Genomic DNA, 19,084 nt, shown 5'->3' on the forward strand with positions numbered 1-19,084 from the left:
CTGCTGTTGGCAGGATTATTCCTAATTCGTTTGTCGGGAGGCTGGCGCAGGCAGGCTAGTCCATGAGATAGCGGATAACGGTGACGCCCTCTTCTTGCCGTACGCGGGATTTTACCCGCCAGGTCTGTTCAATTTGCTCCGGGGTGAATACCGTTGCGGGCTCGCCGCTTGCCACGACCCGCCCGCCTTTAAGCAGCACCAGCCGCTGGCAGAATCGGGCCGCCAGGTTGAGGTCATGCAGCGCGACGACCACCGTCAGCGGCAGGCTGGCAATCAGGCGCATTAGCTCCAGCTGATGCTGAATGTCGAGATGGTTTGTCGGCTCATCCAGCAGCAGTACCTGCGGTTGCTGAGCCAGGGCGCGGGCGATTTGGCAGCGCTGGCGCTCGCCACCGGACAGGTGACGCCACTGCCGATCGCGCAGCAAGGTGAGCTGCATCAGGCGCAGCGCCTCTGCCACAGCCTGCTCATCTTCGGCGTGCCAGCCCTGTAAAAGCCGGCGATGTGGGGTACGTCCCAGGGCGACAATCTGCCCGACGCTGAGATCCCCATCCACCTCGGCATGCTGCGTAACAAACGCCATCTGACGGGCGCGCTGCCTGAGGGGGAGGGCATCAAGGGCAATCCCATTCAGGCGTACCTGCTGCGCACCGGCGGGCAGCAGCCCGGCCAGACAGCGGAGCAGGGTCGACTTCCCCGAACCGTTTGGCCCCAGCAGGCCAACACGCTGCCCGGCGCTCACCTCCAGATCGATACCATGGAGTACAGTTTTTGATTGCAACTGCACCTGCAGTCCCTTCGCTGAGATATTCATCTTTTTCTCTCCCGGCTGCGCCACAGTATCAGGACAAACGCGGGGGCCCCCACCAGCGCGGTGACCACGCCGATCGGCAGCACCTGGTGGGCGATCAACGTCCGGGAAACCATATCCGCGAGGATCATAAAATGGCTGCCAATAAGAAAGGTTAAAGGAATGGATCGCTGATGGCCCGGGCCGCTCACCATGCGCGAGATATGCGGGATCACGAGACCGACAAAGCCCACGGCGCCGATGGTGCTGACCATCACGGCGGTGATCAGCGCGCAGGTTAGCAATAACACCACGCGTACCCAGGTGACCGGAACCCCAAGGGTGGTAGAAACTTCATCGCCGAAGGTAAAGGTATCCAGCGCCTGGGAGAAAGCCATGATTATGAGCAATCCCGCCAGCGTAACCGCCAGCGCCAGTAAAGCATCGGGCCAGCGCACGCCGCTCAGGCTCCCCAGCAGCCAGAACATGACGCTGCGTGACTGCTCGGCGTTGGCCGAGGTGCTTACCACATAGGCGGTCAGCGCGTTAAACAGCTGGGTACCGGCAATGCCCGCCAGCAAAATGCGCGGCGGGCTGTCGGTCATACCGCGCGTAATGACCATGATCAGCCCAAAAGCGCCGCAGGCACCGAGAAAGGCACCGCTGCTGATGCCCAGCGTGGTACCGCCAATGCCCAGCAACATCACGCAGACTGCCCCCAGTGACGCCCCGGCGGAGATGCCCAGCAGATAGGGCTCCGCCAGCGGGTTGCGTAGAATCGATTGCAAGACCAGCCCGCACAGGGCCAGCCCGCCGCCGCTGCACGCCGCCATCAGTGCCCGGCTCATGCGATACTCCCAGACAATACCCGCCTCTACCTGGGGAAGGTCGAAGGCGGTCAACCCTAACCCGTTAAGAATGGCCTGACCTGCCGTGATAAAGGAGACCGCCATCTCCCCCTGAGTGGCGGCGAGCACCAGCATCAAGGGTAGCGCCAGCACGCCTGCCGCCAACAGCGTGCGGTATCGCCAGCGCGGAGGTGAGACGGGCAGACGCATGGCCAGAGTGCTCATGGCTGCGCCTGGAAGGTGGCCAGCTGTTGACCGATCAGCTCGACCGCATCCACGTTGCGCAGAGACGGATTTAAAGACATGGCCGGCACCACGATGATGTGGTTATTTTTGACCGCAGGGATATGTTGGGTAACCGGATCGCTGCGTAAAAAGGCCTTTTTTACCTCGACGTCATCGGCGGGATAGAGCCGCCGCGCCATCTCAGCAATCACGATAATATCCGGCTGCGCCTGGGCAATACGCTCCCAGGTGACGGCAGGCCACTCGTCGTGCGAGTCGATAACATTGTTCAACCCCAGGGTCTTTCCGATCCAGCCCGGCGCGCCAAAATTGCCCGCAACCCAGGGATCGCCGTTCAGGCGGCTACTGGAGAACCAGAACAGCACCTTCAGCGGCGTTTTCCGCTTACTGGCGGCCTGCTTTTGCGCCTTTTCGATGCGTTGCGTCAACGCCTTGATCAGGCTGTCGCCCTGCTGGGGGACGGCGAATAGCGTAGCCAGTTCGCGGACTTCGCGTTCAATTTCCGCAATGGAGAAAGGGGTGCTGCGCGCGCCATCCCCGTTCGAGCTGTCGGTGACGCGTTTGCCAATGCAATCCGCAGGGGAGATCCAGGTGTTGATCCCGAGCGCGGCGAACTGGTCGCGGGTGCCCACTTCGCCCTGGGGTCCGATATGCCAGTGATACTGGGCCAGTACCAGCTCGGGTTTTTGCGCGACCACCGCCTCAAAGGAGGGGGCGTTATCGGCCAGCTTTTTCAGCCCTTTGCCCTGGGGGGCAAGCGTATCCGGTAAGGGGCCAAACCATACCGAGGTAGCGGCAATTTTCTTCTCCAGACCCAGCGCCATTAGCAGCTCGGTTTCATGTTGCCCCACGGTCACAACGCGTTCTGGTGGGTGAGTAAACGTCTGTTTGACGCCGCAATTCTCCAGCGTCAGCGGGAAGGGGCCAGCCGCAAAAGCCTGGGCGGTGAACAGGAGCCATGCAGATGCAGCCAGGGAAAGTAAATGTTTAACGGACACGTGCCAGACCTCAAAAATGTTATGTTATAACATAATACATGTAGTGAGGCGGGGTTCAACCCCTGAACAGCGCAAAGCGTCGATCGGCGGAAGGAGGGAAGTATGAAGATGCAACGGGCGCAGTCGGACGCTGCGCCCGTGAAGGTTATTGCGTGGCGCGCTTTTGCAGGCCGTCGAGCAACGCCTGATGGAAGCGCACCGGGTCCTGCATCTGCGGTGCATGGCCCATATCGTCAAACTCTATCAGAGTGGCATGGGGGATCCGCTTCGCCGTCTCTTTCCCGAGCACCGCGTAGTTCCCCAACTGCTGGCGAATTTCAGGCGGGGCGAGATCCTTGCCGATGGCGGTATTGTCTTTGGTGCCGATCATCAACAGCACCGGCATCTTCAGTTCACTGAACTCATACATCACCGGTTGGGTGTAGATCATGTCGTAGAGCAGGGCGGAGTTCCACGCCACGCGCGCTTTACCGGGGCCGTTATTCAACCCGGCCAGCATCGTAACCCAGCGCTCGTACTCCGGCTTCCACTCCCCGGCGTAATAGGTATTCTTCTCGTACTGACGAATGCCCTCGGCGCTGGTTTTCAGCTCACGCTGGTTCCACTCATCAACGGTGATATGCGGTACGCCGCGCGCTTTCCAGTCTTCCAGCCCTATTGGGTTCACCATCACCAGCTGCTCGACCTGCTGCGGCCACATCAGCGCGTAGCGGGTGGCGAGCATGCCGCCGGTGGAGTGGCCGATAACCGTCACCTTATCAACACCCAACTGCTTCAGAAGCGCGTGGGTATTATCTGCCAGCTGCTGAAACGTATACTGATACTGTTCCGGCTTGGTGGATTTGCAAAAACCGATCTGATCCGGGGCGATGACCCGGTAGCCGCTGGCGCTCAGGGCTTTGATAGTGGCCTCCCAGGTACCGGCACAGAAGTTTTTACCGTGCATCAGCACCACGGTGCGGCCATTCGCGTTCTCGGGTTTGACATCCAGATAAGCCATATCCAGACGCTGTTTCTGCGAGGTAAACGTAAAGTGCTGAACCGGCCACGCGTAGTCAAAGCCTTCCAGTTTCTCCCCGTAAGCCGGGGCATCGGCCGCCAGTGCCGGAGTGGAAAGGGCAACGAAAAGCGCAAGGCAGGATAATCGTCGTGCGGTCATGCAGGCTCTCCCATAGCAAAGAGTGAAAGTGAACAACAATGACACACTGTAGAGCACCAGACGGAACGGGGGTGTAAAGCGGGGTAAAGATGGCCGGGGCTGCGGTAATTTCCGCAGCCCGCTGGAAGGTTATTCCCAGTTATCCAGTACGCGCTGGCGTACTGCTTCAGGGTAACCCTGGTCAAAGGAGGCATGCAGATGACGTTTCTCCTGCAGGGTATCAAAGACCACTTTCGCCCCTTTGCCTGCGATGTACTCCGCTTCGTCATAGCATTGAGGCAGGCGTATCACTCGCTGGTCATCAAAGACCACGCGGCGGCCTACCGGGTGCACGCGGGTCGACAGCACCCATACCACTTCTCGCAGGTTGGTAGGATCGAAATCGTCATCCACCACGTACACTTTCGGGATAAAGACCATCGCATCGGTTTTAAATAGCACCTCGCCAATTCGGCGACTTAATGCTTCGCTACTGACGCCCGGCAGCCGTTCGCGCCAGTTTTGCGGCACCACCACCAGTAGCCAGTGCACGGTAGAATCCTCCGGGATCCAGGCGGTCGTAATCGGCAGGTTTGCCTCGCGCAGCGAGGTCAGCGCATCGGCGGCCAGGCCCATCGCCCAGAGGGTATGTGATTCGTCGGTAGGACGCCCCGTTATCGACATGGGCCAGATAGGATCGTCCCGGTGGGTAATGGTCTCTACGTGGAAGGTAGGCTGCGCGGACGAGCCTTCTCCCAGATAGCCGCCGTACTCCCCATATGGCCCCTCCTGGCAATCCCGTTCGATGGAGACATGCCCCTCGATAACAATTTCGGCCGTGGCGGGAACGTCCAGATCGATGTCGATTGCCCTTACCACCGGCACTGGCGCTCCCGCCAGCGTACCGATGTAGTCAGACTCATCCGCATGTGCCGGAATGGGAATACCGGACACGCACGAAATCGCTGGCGCAGGGCCCTGTACCAGCGCATAGGGCATAGGCTGACCCAATTTCACCCATTCGCCCCAGATCTGGCCAATATGCTGGCTTGGCACGATCAGCCCCACCATACGTTTGCCGTCCACCTTCATTACGCGGGCGATAGACCAGTTCACCCATTTACCGTCTGGGGTTTTGACAATCAGCGTGCCCCAGGTGTTGGCATAACGGCCACCGTCTTTATCATGTGCAAACGGGATAGGGAAACGATCGAGGCTGGCGTCATCGCCGCGCAAAATGTTCTGATGGCAAAGGGCATCGGCAGATCCCACGCGTACCGGCGGTATGCCGGGCTGACTGCGCGCGGCAGATAACGCTTCGATAATTTGCGGGCCAGTGGACTCGGGTGCCAGCCCCAGGGACATCGCCACACGGGCATAGGGCATGTCGCTGCGGGAGGAGAGGCTGGCCGGGGCGCCAAACAGACGAAAACCGGGCGCTACGCCGGCAACCTTATGAAATAGCGGGGCAGGGGACTGGCGTTCATAGCTGCGACGCGTGATAGCGCTCGGCTCAAAATCACCGTCAACTTCCCGGCGGACGTGCATGATATCGCCCATCTCATCCAGGGCATCAATAAAGCTTCTTAAATCATCGTAATATTTCATCTGACTTTCCTTAAGTCCTGGGACGCGGTTCGCCCCAACGTTGCGTTAATGCGTTATCAAGCCCGAACTGATCGAGGATGCGCGACGCGCAGTGGTTAATGATGTCGTCGGTGCTGTGCGGGTGGTTGTAAAAAGCGGGCATGGGCGGCAACATCATGGCGCCCGCACGGGTCAGGGCGAGCATGTTCTCCAGATGGATAGCGTTGAGCGGCGACTCACGCGGCACCAGCACCAGCTTGCGCTGCTCTTTTAAGGTGACGTCGGCGGCGCGGGCAATTAAACCATCACCGTAGCCACAGCGAATGGCGGCGAGGGTTTTCATGCTACAGGGCACGACGATCATCCCATCCACCCGAAACGAACCGCTGGAGATGGCCGCCGCCTGGTCATGTTCGCTGTAACTCTTTGAGGCGAGGGCCAGAACCTCCTGTACACTGTAGGGCGTTTCCAGTTGGAGGGTTGCGCGTGCCCATTTCGAGATGACCAGATGCGTCTCGACGCCCAGCTCTTTGAGCGCGGCCAGTACGCGCACACCAATGGCGGCGCCGGTTGCGCCCGTCATGCCAACAACAATTTTCATGGGGTTTATAAGAACCTTTATGATATAGTTTGAACTTAAACTGTTTGTGTTCGAACTATATGGTTATCGGTTCAGGGAGTCAAGACAGCCAATGTCAAATCATCGCGACTTAATTCATGCCGCGCCGCTGTGGCCGCACGGTGATAGCTCACTTATGCACCTGATGCGCCGGGCGGGGCAGCACGCCACGCTCTGCTGGAGTCAGTGCGTGGACACGGGATTATCTGCCGTCCAGTACGCCATTCTGGTGGTGCTGGCCGAGGAGACCTCTTGCGATCAGCAAACGCTGGGCAGCCGGGCGGGCTTTGATAAAGCCACCGGCACCTATGTGATTGATCGTATGAGTAAGAGTGGATTACTGTCGGTGCAGACCGATCCCGACAACCGCAGGCGCAAGCTGGTCTCGATGAGTGCGGAAGGCGAGGCAATGCTGGCGAAGATGATTACGCAGGCAAAACAGGCTGAAAACGTGATTACTGAAGGAATGAGTGCGCAGGATATTGCCGATCTGAAGCGACTTCTAAGCAAGATTGGTGGCCTGCAGGCGCCCTGAAAGGGCGTCCCACAGGATCAAGGTCAGGCGACCGCGCGGGCGTTCTCTTCGATATCCGCACTGACGCGCACGTCGTCGGCATCAAAGATCATGCAGTGGCGATCGTCAAAAGCGAGTTCAATCTTCTGCCACGGGGCAAATTTCACGTCGCCCGGCAGGAGGATCTTCACGTTGTCGTGACCATAACACTGACCGAACAGATAGGTATTGTTACCCAGTCGCTCCACCACTTCGCAGTTAAACGTGATGCGCGTCCCCAGGCGGGTATCGGTGGTTAAATGTTCCGGACGAATGCCCAGCGTCACCTGACTACCGGGGGTGAGCGGGGAGGTCTGGATCGCCAGGGTCAGAGAATGTTGCTGCGACAGGCTCACGGTCAGCTCCCCGGGTTGCCAGGCGGTGACGGTGGCGGGCAGGAAGTTCATTTTGGGTGAGCCAATAAACCCGGCGACAAACTTGTTCACCGGTTTGTAATAGAGATCCATCGGGGCGCCCATCTGCTCCACTTTGCCGTAATTCATCACCACAATTTTGTCGGCCAGCGTCATCGCCTCTATCTGATCGTGGGTGACATAGACCATGGTGGTTTTCAACTCCTGGTGCAGGCGCGCCAGATGCAAACGCATCTCCACGCGCAGTTCCGCATCCAGGTTAGAGAGGGGTTCATCGAACATAAAAACGCGTGGGTTACGCACAATCGCGCGGCCTATGGCCACACGCTGACGCTGGCCGCCGGAGAGCTGCTTTGGTTTACGGTCCAGAAGATGCGAGAGCTGTAGCGTTTTGGCCACCATCTCAACCTGATGGCGAATCTGATCTTTAGGCACCTTATTCACTTTTAGCCCGTAGCCCATATTCTCGGCCACCGTCATATGCGGATAGAGCGCATAGGACTGGAATACCATCGCCACGCCGCGATGAGACGGCGCCACGTCATTCATCACCTCGTTGCCAATCAGCACTTCACCTTCGCTCACCTCTTCCAGGCCGGCAATCATCCGCAGCAGGGTCGATTTTCCGCAGCCAGAAGGGCCGACAAAAACGGCAAACTCACCGTCCTGAATATCCAGATTCACATTGTGCAGCGTAACGGTGTCGCCAAAACGTTTGGTGACACTCCTCAATTGTATATTCGACATTAACGTTCCCCGGTAAGCCGTCGTTTCTGTCGTTTGTGTATTACGTATAACAATTCACAAAGACGTTGTCCGGCGGCGCAAATTATCTGTCACGACTATAACTTCCTCTATTTGCATGCCCTATACAGATATTTCATTAATGTTATGAGGATCACACAACTTACAGTTTTTTGTAGAGTTATCATGATGTGAAGGGTAGCGTATAACAAACCAAAGAGGTCAGGCACCATCCTTTGCAGGCCAGCTATATCAGGTTTTGCAGGCGCAAGGATAGATCGTCTGGCACCATAACAACCCTAAAATTGTTATACCTTCACATGAGGTTGATAATGAAAAAGAACATTCTCGCTGCTCTTATCCTCTCTGCTATCGCCACCGTTCAGGTTCATGCCGCGCAGCAACTTAACGTCTGGGAAGACATCAAGAAATCTTCAGGCATCAAAGATGCGGTGAGCGACTTTGAAAAGCAGTACGACGTTAAGGTCAACGTGCAGGAGATGCCCTACGCACAGCAGCTGGAAAAACTGCGTCTGGATGGCCCGGCAGGTATCGGCCCGGATGTCCTGGTCATCCCTAATGATCAACTGGGCGGGGCCGTGGTGCAAGGGTTGTTAACCCCCCTGAATATGGCGGCTGGCGCGACTGAGCAGTACACACCGGCGTCAATCAACGCTTTCAAAATGGATAACGTCCTCTATGGCGTGCCTAAAGCGGTCGAAACGCTGGTCTTAATCTACAACAAAGACCTCATCGACAAACCGCTGGATAGCCTGCAGGCGTGGTACGACTTTTCTAAGCAACAGCGGGCGAAGGATCAGTACGGCCTGCTGGCGAAATTTGACCAGATTTACTACAGCTGGGGCGCGATTGAGCCGATGGGCGGCTACATCTTCGGTAAAAACGACAAAGGCGGCTATAACCCGCAGGACGTTGGGCTGAACAAACCGGGCGCGGTCGAAGCGGTTACCTTCCTGAAAAAATTCTATGCCGACAATGTCTTCCCGGCGGGGATTATCGGCGACAACGGCCTGAACGCCATCGACTCCCTGTTTACCGAGAAAAAAGCGGCGGCGGTGATCAACGGCCCCTGGGCTTTCCAGCCGTATGAAGCCTCGGGCATCAACTACGGCGTGGCGCCACTGCCGACCCTGCCGGATGGTAAGCCGATGAGCTCATTCCTGGGAGTGAAGGGCTATGTGGTCTCGACCTGGAGTAAAGACAAAGCGCTGGCGCAGAAATTTATCGAGTTTATTAATCAGCCGCAGTACGTAAAAACCCGCTACGTGGCCACCCGTGAGATCCCACCGCTGACGGCAATGATTGACGATCCGCTTATCAAGAATGACGAGAAAGCCAGCGCGGTGGCGGTGCAGGCCGCGCGTGCATCTGCCATGCCGGGCATTCCGGAGATGGGTGAAGTGTGGGGCCCGGCAAACGCCGCGCTGGAGCTGAGCCTCACCAGTAAGCAGGATCCGAAAGCGGCGCTGGATGGCGCAGAAAAACAGGTTCAGATGCAGATCGAAGCCATGCAGGCCAGCAATCAGTAATTGTCAGAGGTAACAAAACGGGCGCCCCTGCGCCCGTTTTTTGAAAGGAGTGGTCAGTGAGTATCATCCCAGAAAATTATGCCAGCGCGCGGCCAGCCGGGCGTCATGCCTGGTGCGGCCTGCTGTTGGCGCTCATCCCCGGTTTCGGCCAGTTTTATCATCGCCAGTGGCTCAAGGGCATTATCTTTCTCGTGCTGCTGGTAAGCTTTGTCGGCGTGTTTGCAGACTTCCTGGGCGAAGGGCTTTGGGGGTTGGTGACGTTAGGCGAAGTGGTGCCGCGCGACAACTCTATCTTCCTGCTGGCAGAAGGGATTATCAGCGTGCTGATCATCGCCTTCGGCGTGGGACTCTATGCGCTTTCGCTGCGGGACGCGTGGGCCAACGGTCGTAAACGTGACGACGGACAACAGCTTAACAGCGTGCGCAAGCAGTACCAGATGCTGCTGAGCGAAGGCTTCCCCTATCTGATGATCTCGCCCGGCTTTATTCTGCTGGTGTTTGTGGTGGTCTTTCCGATTCTGTTCGGGTTTGCCATCGCCTTCACCAACTACAACCTCTACCACACCCCGCCGGCGAAGCTGGTGGACTGGGTTGGTTTCAAGAACTTTATCAACATTTTCACCCTCTCCATCTGGCGTTCCACCTTCCTGGACGTGCTGCAGTGGACGGTGGTCTGGACGCTGCTGGCGACCACGCTGCAGTGTTCCGTCGGCGTGCTGTTAGCCATCCTGGTGAACCAGAAAGATCTGCGCTTCAAGCCGCTTATCCGCACCATCTTTATTCTGCCGTGGGCGGTGCCGGGTTTCGTCACTATTCTGGTGTTCGCCGGCATGTTTAATGACTCTTTTGGCGTCATCAACAATGCCATTCTGGCCTTCTTTGGTATTGCGCCCAGGGCGTGGATGACCGATCCGTTCTGGACCAAAACCGCGCTGATCATGATGCAGACCTGGCTCGGCTTCCCGTTTGTTTTCGCCATGACCACCGGCGTGCTGCAGGCGATCCCGGACGATCTCTACGAAGCTGCCACCATGGATGGCGCCAGCAGCTTTACCCGGCTGCGCACCATTACGTTGCCGCTGGTGCTCTACGCCATTGCCCCGATCCTGATCACGCAATACACCTTTAACTTCAATAACTTCAACATTATCTACCTGTTCAACAACGGCGGGCCGGCGGTAGTGGGGTCGAATGCCGGCGGGACGGATATCCTGGTGTCGTGGATCTATAAGCTCACCATGTCTTCGTCCCAGTATGCGATTGCCGCAACTATCACCATCCTGCTGTCGATCTTTGTCGTCGGGCTGGCGCTGTGGCAGTTCCGTGCCACCAAATCGTTCAAAAATGACGACATGGCATAGGAGAGAGAACAATGGCTCAATCACAAAGTATTAAACGTGAGAAGTGGCTCCGCCTCTCGCTCTCCTGGCTGGTTATCCTGCTGGTCTCCACCGTCATTATCTATCCACTGGTATGGACGGTAGGGGCTTCGCTGAACGCGGGCAACAGCCTGCTCAGTTCGTCGATCATCCCGGAAAATCTCTCATTCCAGCACTATGCCGACCTGTTCAATGGCCAGGTGAACTATATGACCTGGTACTGGAACTCAATGAAAATCAGCTTCATGACCATGGTGCTGACGCTGATCAGCGTGAGTTTTACCGCCTATGCCTTCTCGCGTTTTCGCTTTAAGGGGCGGCAAAACGGGCTGATGCTGTTCTTGCTGCTGCAGATGATCCCGCAGTTCTCGGCGCTGATTGCCATTTTCGTCCTCTCGCAGTTGCTGGGGTTAATCAACAGCCACTTGGCGCTGGTGCTAATTTACGTCGGCGGCATGATCCCGATGAACACCTATCTGATGAAAGGGTATCTGGATGCGATCCCGAAGGATCTGGACGAATCGGCCCGCATGGATGGTGCCAGTAACTTCCGTATCTTCATTGAGATCATTATGCCGCTGTCAAAGCCGATTCTGGCGGTGGTGGCGCTCTTCTCCTTCACCGGGCCGCTGGGGGATTTCATTCTTTCCAGCACCATTTTGCGTACCCCGGACAAATACACCTTACCTATCGGGCTTTATAACCTGGTGGCACAAAAAATGGGTGCCAGTTACACCACCTACGCGGCAGGGGCAGTGCTAATTGCCGTGCCGGTGGCGATCCTCTATCTGGCGTTACAAAAATACTTCGTCTCCGGCCTCACCTCCGGCAGTACCAAAGGATAAGCACATGAAAAGATTCCAGCCCGCTCTGCTTGCGCTCTGCCTCTCGTGCGGATTTGCCGCCAGCACCTTCGCTGCTGATGCGCTGAAAACCCGTCCGTTTAACGGCATGCCGGATGATTTTATCAAAGGCGCGGATATCTCCACCTTGCTGGAGGCCGAGCAGCATGGGGCGACGTTTTACAATGCGCAAAACCAGAAGCAGGACGCCATCGCGATTCTGAAAGCGAACGGTGTGAATTACGTACGCCTGCGCCTGTGGGTTGACCCGCAGGACGGCCAGGGCAATACCTATGGCGGCGGCAGCAACAACCTGGAGAACACGCTCGCGCTGGCGAAACGCGTAAAGGCCCAGGGGATCAAATTACTGCTCGATTTCCACTACAGCGATTTCTGGACCGACCCGGGCAAACAGTACAAACCAAAAGCCTGGGAGAAAATGGACTATCCGCAGCTTAAAACGGCGATCCACGATTACACCCACGACGTTATAGCCCGCTTCAAGAAAGAGGGTGTGTTGCCGGATATGGTGCAGATTGGCAACGAAATTAACGGCGGGATCCTCTGGCCGGAGGGAAAAAGCTGGGGGCAAAACGGCGGGGAGTTTGACCGCTTAGCCGGGCTGCTGAATGCGGCCATCGACGGCCTGAAAGAGAACCTCACCGAAGGCGAGCAGGTGAAAATTATGCTGCATCTGGCTGAAGGTACGAAAAATGACACCTTCCGCTGGTGGTTTGATGAAATCACAAAGCGTAACGTGCCGTTCGATATTATCGGCCTGTCAATGTACACCTACTGGAACGGCCCCCTCAGCGCGCTGAAGGCCAACATGGATGACATCAGCCAACGCTACAACAAAGATGTGATCGTAGTGGAAGCCGCCTATGGCTATACCCTGGAAAACTGTGACAACGCAGAAAATAGCTTCCAGGCCAAAGAAGAGAAAGATGGCGGTTATCCTGGTACCGTCCAGGGCCAGTACGACTATATACACGACCTCATGCAGACCGTTATTGATGTGCCGGCGCAGCGTGGCAAAGGCATCTTTTATTGGGAGCCAACCTGGATTGCCGTTCCGGGTACCACATGGGCCACTAAAGCTGGCATGAAATATATCCACGATGAGTGGAAAGAGGGCAATGCCCGCGAGAATCAGGCCCTGTTTGATTGTCAGGGAAAAGTGTTGCCATCAATGACAGTATTTAAATAATCCCCCTCTGATTTCAGGAAGCTGTAAATATGACTAAATTCGCGCCTTTATTTCCTAAGGTTGCTGCGTTACTGCATGGCGCCGATTATAACCCGGAACAATGGGAAAATTATCCCGGTATTATTGAAAAAGACATTACCATGATGCAGCAGGCAAAATGTAATGTGATGTCGGTCGGGATATTTAGCTGGGCGAAACTCGAACCGCGCGAAGGGGAATATGATTTTGCCTGGCTGGATGCGGTAATTGAGAAACTTTACGCGGCGGGTATCCATATATTCCTCGCCACCCCGAGCGGTGCGCGTCCGGCGTGGATGTCGCAAAAATATCCGGAAGTGCTTCGGGTAGGGCGTGACCGCGTGTCGGCGCTGCACGGTGGGCGACACAACCACTGCATGACCTCGCCGGTCTATCGTGAAAAGACGCTGAAGATTAATCGCCTGCTGGCGGAGCGCTACTCGCAGCACCCCGCCGTGCTGGGCTGGCATATCTCTAACGAATATGGTGGCGAGTGCCACTGCGGCCTGTGTCAGCAAAAATTCCGCGACTGGCTGAAAGCGCGTTATAAGACGCTGGATGCACTCAACCATGCGTGGTGGAGCACCTTCTGGAGTCACACCTACACGGACTGGTCGCAAATTGAATCGCCCGCGCCGCAGGGTGAGGTCTCCATCCACGGCCTGAATCTGGACTGGCGACGCTTTAACACCGCGCAGGTGAGCGACTTCTGCCGTCATGAAGTGGCGCCACTCAAAGCGGTAAATGCCGACCTGCCGGTGACCACCAACTTTATGGAGTACTTTTACGATTACGACTACTGGCAGCTGGCGAAAGAGATCGATTTTATCTCCTGGGACAGCTATCCGATGTGGCACCGTGAGAAAGAGGAAACGACGCTGGCCTGCTACACCGCCATGTATCACGACATGATGCGTTCGCTTAAAGGCGGCAAGCCTTTTGTGCTGATGGAGTCTACGCCCAGCACCACCAACTGGCAGCCCATCAGTAAGCTGAAAAAACCGGGGATGCACATCCTCTCGTCTTTACAGGCTGTGGCTCACGGGGCGGATTCGGTGCAGTATTTCCAGTGGCGTAAAAGCCGCGGCTCGGTAGAGAAGTTCCACGGGGCAGTTATCGACCATGTGGGGCATCTGGATACCCGCGTCGGGCGTGAGGTGAGCAAGCTGGGCGATATGCTGGCGCGTCTGTCGGTGGTGGCGGGTTGCCGCACCGAGGCGCGGGTGGCCATTATCTTTGACCAGCAGAGCCGCTGGGCGATGGACGATGCCGCAGGCCCGCGCAATATGGGCCTGGAGTACGAAAAAACCGTGAATGAGCACTACCGTCCCTTCTGGGAGAAAGGCATTGCCGTTGACGTGATCGATGCCGATCAGCCGTTGAGCCAGTACGCGCTGGTGATTGCCCCTATGCTCTACATGGTCCGCCAGGGATTCGCCGAACGCGCCGAAGCCTTTGTGGCCGAGGGGGGGCATCTGGTTACGACCTACTGGAGCGGCATTGTGGATGAAACCGATCTCTGCTTTACGGGCGGCTTCCCTGGCCCGCTGCGCAAGCTGCTCGGGATCTGGGCGGAAGAGATCGACTGTCTGGGCGAGGGGGAACGTAACCTGGTGCAGGGGCTGGCGGGCAATGCGTCGGGTCTGCAGGGGCCGTACCAGGTGCGTCATCTCTGCGAGCTGATCCACACTGAAACCGCCCAGGCGCTGGCGACCTACCGGGATGATTTTTATGCCGGTCGACCGGCGGTAACGGTTAACCGATTTGGCAACGGCAAAGCCTGGCACGTGGCGTCGCGCAACGATCTGCAATTCCAGCGTGACTTCTTCGCCGGCATTATTAACGAACTGGCGCTGCCGCAGGCCGTCGATGCTGACTTCCCGCCGGGCGTGGTGGCTACCGCCCGTACTGATGGCGAGAGCACCTGGGTGTTTGTGCAGAACTTCACGGCGCAGCAGCAACTGGTCACGCTGCCAGAGGGCTATACCGACAGTATGACCGATGCTGCGGCGGTGGGCGAAACCGTGCTCCTGCCGTGGGATTGTCGCGTGCTGAAGCGCAGGGCATAACGCCCGGCGCCACGCATAACACGCCTGCTCAAATGAGCAGGCATTTTTTTACCCCTGGATACCCTAAATCATTCGGCTTGCAGACCAGGATGCGTATCGCGTTTGCAGCGTGAAGGATGACGGATATAACTGAGAGGCTACTGATGGATACCAAAATCACTCAGCGTTTAATTCCGGCGTTTGGCGGAGAAGAGAATATCGAACATATCGAAGCCTGTATTACCCGCCTGCGCGTCACGGTAAAAGATTTAAATAAGGTTGACTCGCAGGCAATACAGGAGGAGGGGGCGTTAGGGGTCATTATTATTGGGCAACAAGTCCATGCGATATTTGGCCGACAATCCGATACCTTGCGCCAATTACTCGACGACCATTTTAATGGCCGTAAATAAATAAAAAAAACGGGATAGCCAATAAATGGTTATCCCGTAAAGGCCAAAATAACTACCCAGTGTTGGAGATAAAATAATGATAACAGGCAAATCAGAGAATAATGCTTACCACCAGGCTTCAACCTGGATGCCAAAGTTCCAGTTATTATTCGCGGTGCCATCCTGGAATGATTGACCCTTCTCAGAGTCATTCAGATAAGAGGCAAACACGCGCAGTTCCGGACGCGACATAAAATCAGGGCCATCCGCCAGACCCAGAGCGATGGTGTACTTCTCGCCGCTCTGTTTGTATTTCGCGCCGTCGGTGTAGGTGTCTTTCTGATAGAACCCGCCTACCTCGCCGATAAGACGCACATACTCCGTAAACTGATACTGCGCGCGGCCGACGAGGGAGATCAGGCGTGACTTCTCGGTGTAGAGGGTGGTGTCATCCGCCGAGCCCCAGGTGAGAACGTGGTTGAAAGAGAGCTTATCGGTGATGGGAATCAAGCCGGTGTTGATAACACGGTAACCCGAAGCATCGTTGACATAGTTCCACATGTCATACCAGCCTCCGCCCTGAGAGACCATATTCTGCGCCAGCCCTTTGTTGGCATACTGCAGCACCAGCTTGTTATAGCCGCCCAGCATCTCCTGGCTAATCTCGCCGGTGACCATCACGCCGTTATCAGCGTCATACAAGCCGCCGTACTCTTTCTGCTTGTTGGTGGGGTTTGGCATCGCGTAATCGATGCCCACTTCGGTCCACGCGCCTGCCCAGGGTTTCCAGCCGGCGTAGCGTACGTCGATATAGTTGATGTTGACATCGTTGTCGCCATCCACGCGGTAATCCACGTCATTGGCATCGCCACGGATCCACGCCACGGAGATGGCACCGGGGCCGAGGGTGTAGTTTTCAATACCGGCACCGGCGCCGGAAATGTTCCAGTATTTGGTATCGATGATGTGCAGGTCATGACGCTGGTAATAGCGTTTACCGCCCCAAATTACCGCGTTAGGATCGCCCGGGATCAGCCCTTTGATCTGCAGGTTGAGCTGACGCAAGCCGAACTCGGCGTCGTCATCCAGGGTCGATTCGTTGTCATTCGAGCCATCGGACACCATGCTGACCATACTGTCGAGGTAAAAACTGACATCGTTCTTCTTGTAAACTTCTGAGCCTAACTCCAGCTCACCGTAGGTGTCGGTCTCGTTACCCAGACGACCAATCTTGTTTTTTTGCCACTCTTCCATCCCGCCATCCCGCGAGACGCCCACACCAGAGCGAAGATATCCATGGAAATCAATAGGTACTGAAGACGCCGCTAACAGCGAAGGTGAGGCCAGCGCAGCCGCCAACGCAACGGATACAGAGCGGATCGTAGTGTTCATTGTAACCCTCTTATTGTTTTGTAATACGTTCACAAATCCGCTGTCATAAAATGCCTAAACTCTTTTCGTGGCAATTGTGATGTCATAAATGTGTGATTAAGTGCAAATAAAACAGCGAGATTTGTTACGAGAGATGAGATTCAGACAGAAATGTGGCAATGTGATCGTCATACTTTTTTAGAGCGTGAGCCGCGCCATGATGCTGCGATGAGCGTTTTTTTAAATGGCCCCTGTTACAATCAAACAATAACGACACAAGGAACCGGACCATGAAGTCGAAAAGCGCGACGTTAGAGGATGTGGCTCGCCATGCGGGCGTCTCCTATCAGACCGTGTCCAGGGTACTGAACAAATCTGCCAATGTATCCGAAGCCACGCGCCATAAGGTGGAGAAAGCCATTGAAATACTGCGTTATGTTCCGAACCGGCTGGCACAGCAACTGGTCGGCAAGCAGACGCAGACCGTAGGGCTGGTCACCATATCTCTGGCCCTGCATGCCCCTTCACAGGTGGCGGCGGCGGTAAAACGCTATGCCAATCTTGAAGGTTACCAGGTGCTGATCTCCATGATCGATGAGAACGTCAACCACAGCATTCAGGATTCGATCAACGAATTGAAGTCTCAGCTGGTAAACAAAGTGATCATCAACGTGCCGCTGGAGGCTGACGAGGCGCAGAAAATCGCGTCAGATAACGACGACATCGTCTGCCTGTTCCTGGATGTTGATCCCTACAGCTCTGTGTTTAACGTTTCGTTTAACCCGGCGGATGGCACGCGCGCCAGCGTGAAATATCTGCATGAACTCGGCCACCGAGAGATCGCGCTGCTGGCGGGACCGGCCAGTTCAGTCTCGGCAGAGCTGCGCCTGAAAAGCTGGGTGGAGACGTTGAAGAGTTATGGCCTGGAGCCTGCCACCATCGTGCGCGGCAACTGGGATGCGCAGAGCGGTTACGCGGGGGCGCTGCAAATGCTGCGTGAGACAGCCCACTTTACCGCCGTGCTGGTGGGGAACGACCAGATGGCGCTGGGGGTGCTAAGCGCCTTCCATCAACATCAGATCCCGATTCCGGGCGAGAAATCGGTGATTGGTTACGATGACACCTATGAAAGCTCATTCTTCTATCCGGCACTGACGACCGTCTCGCTGGATCTGGATCTGCAGGGTAAAGAAGCGGTGCGCCGCATTCTGGACCACGGAGAGGAAAGTACGCTGCGCTTGTCGTCCATCCTACCGGCGCGGCTGGTGGTGCGGCACTCCACCGGCCCGAAAGGGGAGAAGGGTAAAAACCTGCAGGCGCTCGCCGACCAGCTGCGGGCCATTGCCCATCAACTGGAGGAGCGGTAAAGCCCCCTCATTATGGCGACTGGGCAGAGTTGCCTCTGAGCGTGCCTCACGCACAGAGGCGCAAGGGCAGCGGCAGGGAGGTAAGCTCTAATGGACAAATATTTATAAGATTCAGCGATAAACTCAGGCTTCTGACCCCGGAAAATAGCCCAACAGGAGCCCGCTGAATGTTTCCTCACCTGCGCATTGCCAGACCCGTGACCGATCTTGCACGATCTTTCCATATGTACGCCAGCGGCCTGGGGCTGCAAAAGATTGCCGACTTTGACGATCATGACGGCTTTAGCGGCATCATGCTCGGCCGTGCGGGGCTGCACTGGCATATGGAGTTAACCCTCTGTCTGCACCATCCGGTACAGCCTTCCCCGACAGCAGAAGATCTGCTGGTCATGTACTATCCGGAAAAGCAGGCGTGGGAAGAGGCCTGTGAAAAGATGATCGCGGCGGGCTTCAGGGCGGTGAGCGCGTTCAATCCTTACTGGGATAAGCAGGGGGCAACCTTTATAGATCCTGACGGGTACAGGGTCGTTATCCAGAACCGAGCCTGGGAGTCACCTAAATAACGGATCAGAATGTCGGCACTGCCTGGTACGCATGCAGAACCGCCATGCACACAGGCTTACGCACGCGATAAACAACAGGAATGGCTGTATGCGTTATCCCACCACGGGAGACTGCGCCTTTAGAGTGGAAATAAAGGCGCAGATAGCACGCGAAATTACAGTTTTTTGTACCTTATGGACTGCCCAAAAAAGCGTGTTCTGTTAACGCTGTTCTGAACCGCACCAGGCGCCGAGTAACGCCTTCAACACACTGATAAGACCCAACACTATGAGCGCTACCAAAGCGGCCAGCAATACAAAATCTGCCATCGGTTAATCCCTTCTGATAACACGTTTCTCAGAAAGCGTAGACGCTGTTTTCAAATTTTCCTCCCTTAATAATTCAGTGCGCTCTTTTTGTTAAATGCTTCGTTTCGCACCGGGCATTTCGGAGCGTCTGGCGGAGAC

The 19,084-nt window shown here is 56.3% G+C and carries 17 protein-coding genes; 9 read left to right on the top strand and 8 right to left on the bottom strand.

The genetic code is table 11. From position 1 onward, the window contains the following. Nucleotides 1–55 precede the first annotated feature (55 nt). The 6 genes from JZ655_RS07465 to JZ655_RS07490 form a co-directional block, all read right to left on the bottom strand. A complete protein-coding gene (locus JZ655_RS07465; protein WP_207293425.1) occupies nt 56–814 on the bottom strand; it encodes an ABC transporter ATP-binding protein in 759 nt (252 codons plus the stop codon). Further along, entirely contained in the window at nt 811–1,863 is a 1,053-nt protein-coding gene (locus JZ655_RS07470) for a FecCD family ABC transporter permease (protein ID WP_207293426.1), read from the bottom strand. The genes JZ655_RS07465 and JZ655_RS07470 overlap by 4 nt, the downstream gene beginning before the upstream one ends. After that, nucleotides 1,860–2,882, bottom strand: a complete 1,023-nt coding sequence (locus JZ655_RS07475) for an ABC transporter substrate-binding protein (RefSeq protein WP_207293427.1) — start codon at nt 2,880–2,882, stop codon at nt 1,860–1,862. The genes JZ655_RS07470 and JZ655_RS07475 overlap by 4 nt, the downstream gene beginning before the upstream one ends. A 145-nt stretch (nt 2,883–3,027) precedes the next feature. Next, entirely contained in the window at nt 3,028–4,041 is a 1,014-nt protein-coding gene (locus tag JZ655_RS07480) for an alpha/beta fold hydrolase (RefSeq protein WP_207293428.1), read from the bottom strand. 129 nt (nt 4,042–4,170) lie between these two features. Next, on the bottom strand, nt 4,171–5,628 hold the full coding sequence (locus JZ655_RS07485) for a UbiD family decarboxylase (RefSeq protein ID WP_207293429.1): 1,458 nt from the start codon (nt 5,626–5,628) through the stop codon (nt 4,171–4,173). Nucleotides 5,629–5,638: 10 nt separating this feature from the next. Continuing rightward, on the bottom strand, nt 5,639–6,208 hold the full coding sequence (locus JZ655_RS07490) for a UbiX family flavin prenyltransferase (protein ID WP_207293430.1): 570 nt from the start codon (nt 6,206–6,208) through the stop codon (nt 5,639–5,641). 91 nt (nt 6,209–6,299) lie between these two features. Between JZ655_RS07490 and JZ655_RS07495 the strand changes: the two genes are divergently transcribed. Then, nucleotides 6,300–6,761 carry a MarR family winged helix-turn-helix transcriptional regulator gene (locus tag JZ655_RS07495; protein WP_207293431.1) on the top strand — a complete coding sequence of 154 codons (462 nt, stop codon included), beginning with the start codon at nt 6,300–6,302 and terminating at the stop codon, nt 6,759–6,761. A 23-nt stretch (nt 6,762–6,784) separates the two neighbouring features. Here the strand turns inward: JZ655_RS07495 and JZ655_RS07500 are convergent, their stop codons facing one another. Continuing rightward, nucleotides 6,785–7,900 (bottom strand): ABC transporter ATP-binding protein, encoded by a 1,116-nt coding sequence (locus tag JZ655_RS07500; protein ID WP_207293432.1) that lies wholly within the window; start codon nt 7,898–7,900, stop codon nt 6,785–6,787. 329 nt (nt 7,901–8,229) lie between these two features. Between JZ655_RS07500 and JZ655_RS07505 the strand changes: the two genes are divergently transcribed. From JZ655_RS07505 to JZ655_RS07530, 6 genes are all read left to right on the top strand, one after another. Next, nucleotides 8,230–9,447, top strand: a complete 1,218-nt coding sequence (locus JZ655_RS07505; protein WP_207293433.1) for an extracellular solute-binding protein — start codon at nt 8,230–8,232, stop codon at nt 9,445–9,447. Nucleotides 9,448–9,503: 56 nt separating this feature from the next. Further along, complete coding sequence (locus JZ655_RS07510) at nt 9,504–10,808, top strand: carbohydrate ABC transporter permease (RefSeq protein ID WP_207293434.1); 1,305 nt, start codon at nt 9,504–9,506, stop codon at nt 10,806–10,808. An 11-nt stretch (nt 10,809–10,819) separates the two neighbouring features. Next, nucleotides 10,820–11,671, top strand: coding sequence for a sugar ABC transporter permease (locus tag JZ655_RS07515; RefSeq protein ID WP_207293435.1), 852 nt, complete (start codon nt 10,820–10,822; stop codon nt 11,669–11,671). 4 nt (nt 11,672–11,675) lie between these two features. After that, a complete protein-coding gene (locus tag JZ655_RS07520) occupies nt 11,676–12,878 on the top strand; it encodes a glycoside hydrolase family 53 protein (RefSeq protein ID WP_207293436.1) in 1,203 nt (400 codons plus the stop codon). Nucleotides 12,879–12,907: 29 nt separating this feature from the next. Continuing rightward, complete coding sequence (locus tag JZ655_RS07525; protein WP_207293437.1) at nt 12,908–14,965, top strand: beta-galactosidase; 2,058 nt, start codon at nt 12,908–12,910, stop codon at nt 14,963–14,965. A gap of 143 nt (nt 14,966–15,108) precedes the next feature. After that, entirely contained in the window at nt 15,109–15,357 is a 249-nt protein-coding gene (locus JZ655_RS07530; RefSeq protein ID WP_080346648.1) for a PTS sugar transporter subunit IIB, read from the top strand. 105 nt (nt 15,358–15,462) lie between these two features. Here the strand turns inward: JZ655_RS07530 and JZ655_RS07535 are convergent, their stop codons facing one another. After that, complete coding sequence (locus tag JZ655_RS07535) at nt 15,463–16,728, bottom strand: maltoporin (RefSeq protein WP_046886646.1); 1,266 nt, start codon at nt 16,726–16,728, stop codon at nt 15,463–15,465. Nucleotides 16,729–16,997: 269 nt separating this feature from the next. Between JZ655_RS07535 and JZ655_RS07540 the strand changes: the two genes are divergently transcribed. After that, the gene (locus JZ655_RS07540; RefSeq protein WP_040076244.1) at nt 16,998–18,074 is read left to right on the top strand and encodes a LacI family DNA-binding transcriptional regulator; all 1,077 of its coding nucleotides are present in this window, start codon (nt 16,998–17,000) and stop codon (nt 18,072–18,074) included. Nucleotides 18,075–18,241: 167 nt separating this feature from the next. Continuing rightward, the gene (locus tag JZ655_RS07545) at nt 18,242–18,637 is read left to right on the top strand and encodes a VOC family protein (RefSeq protein ID WP_207293438.1); all 396 of its coding nucleotides are present in this window, start codon (nt 18,242–18,244) and stop codon (nt 18,635–18,637) included. The last annotated feature ends 447 nt before the right edge of the window (nt 18,638–19,084 follow it).

It is taken from the genome of Leclercia pneumoniae (assembly GCF_017348915.1).
GTDB lineage: Bacteria > Pseudomonadota > Gammaproteobacteria > Enterobacterales > Enterobacteriaceae > Enterobacter > Enterobacter pneumoniae.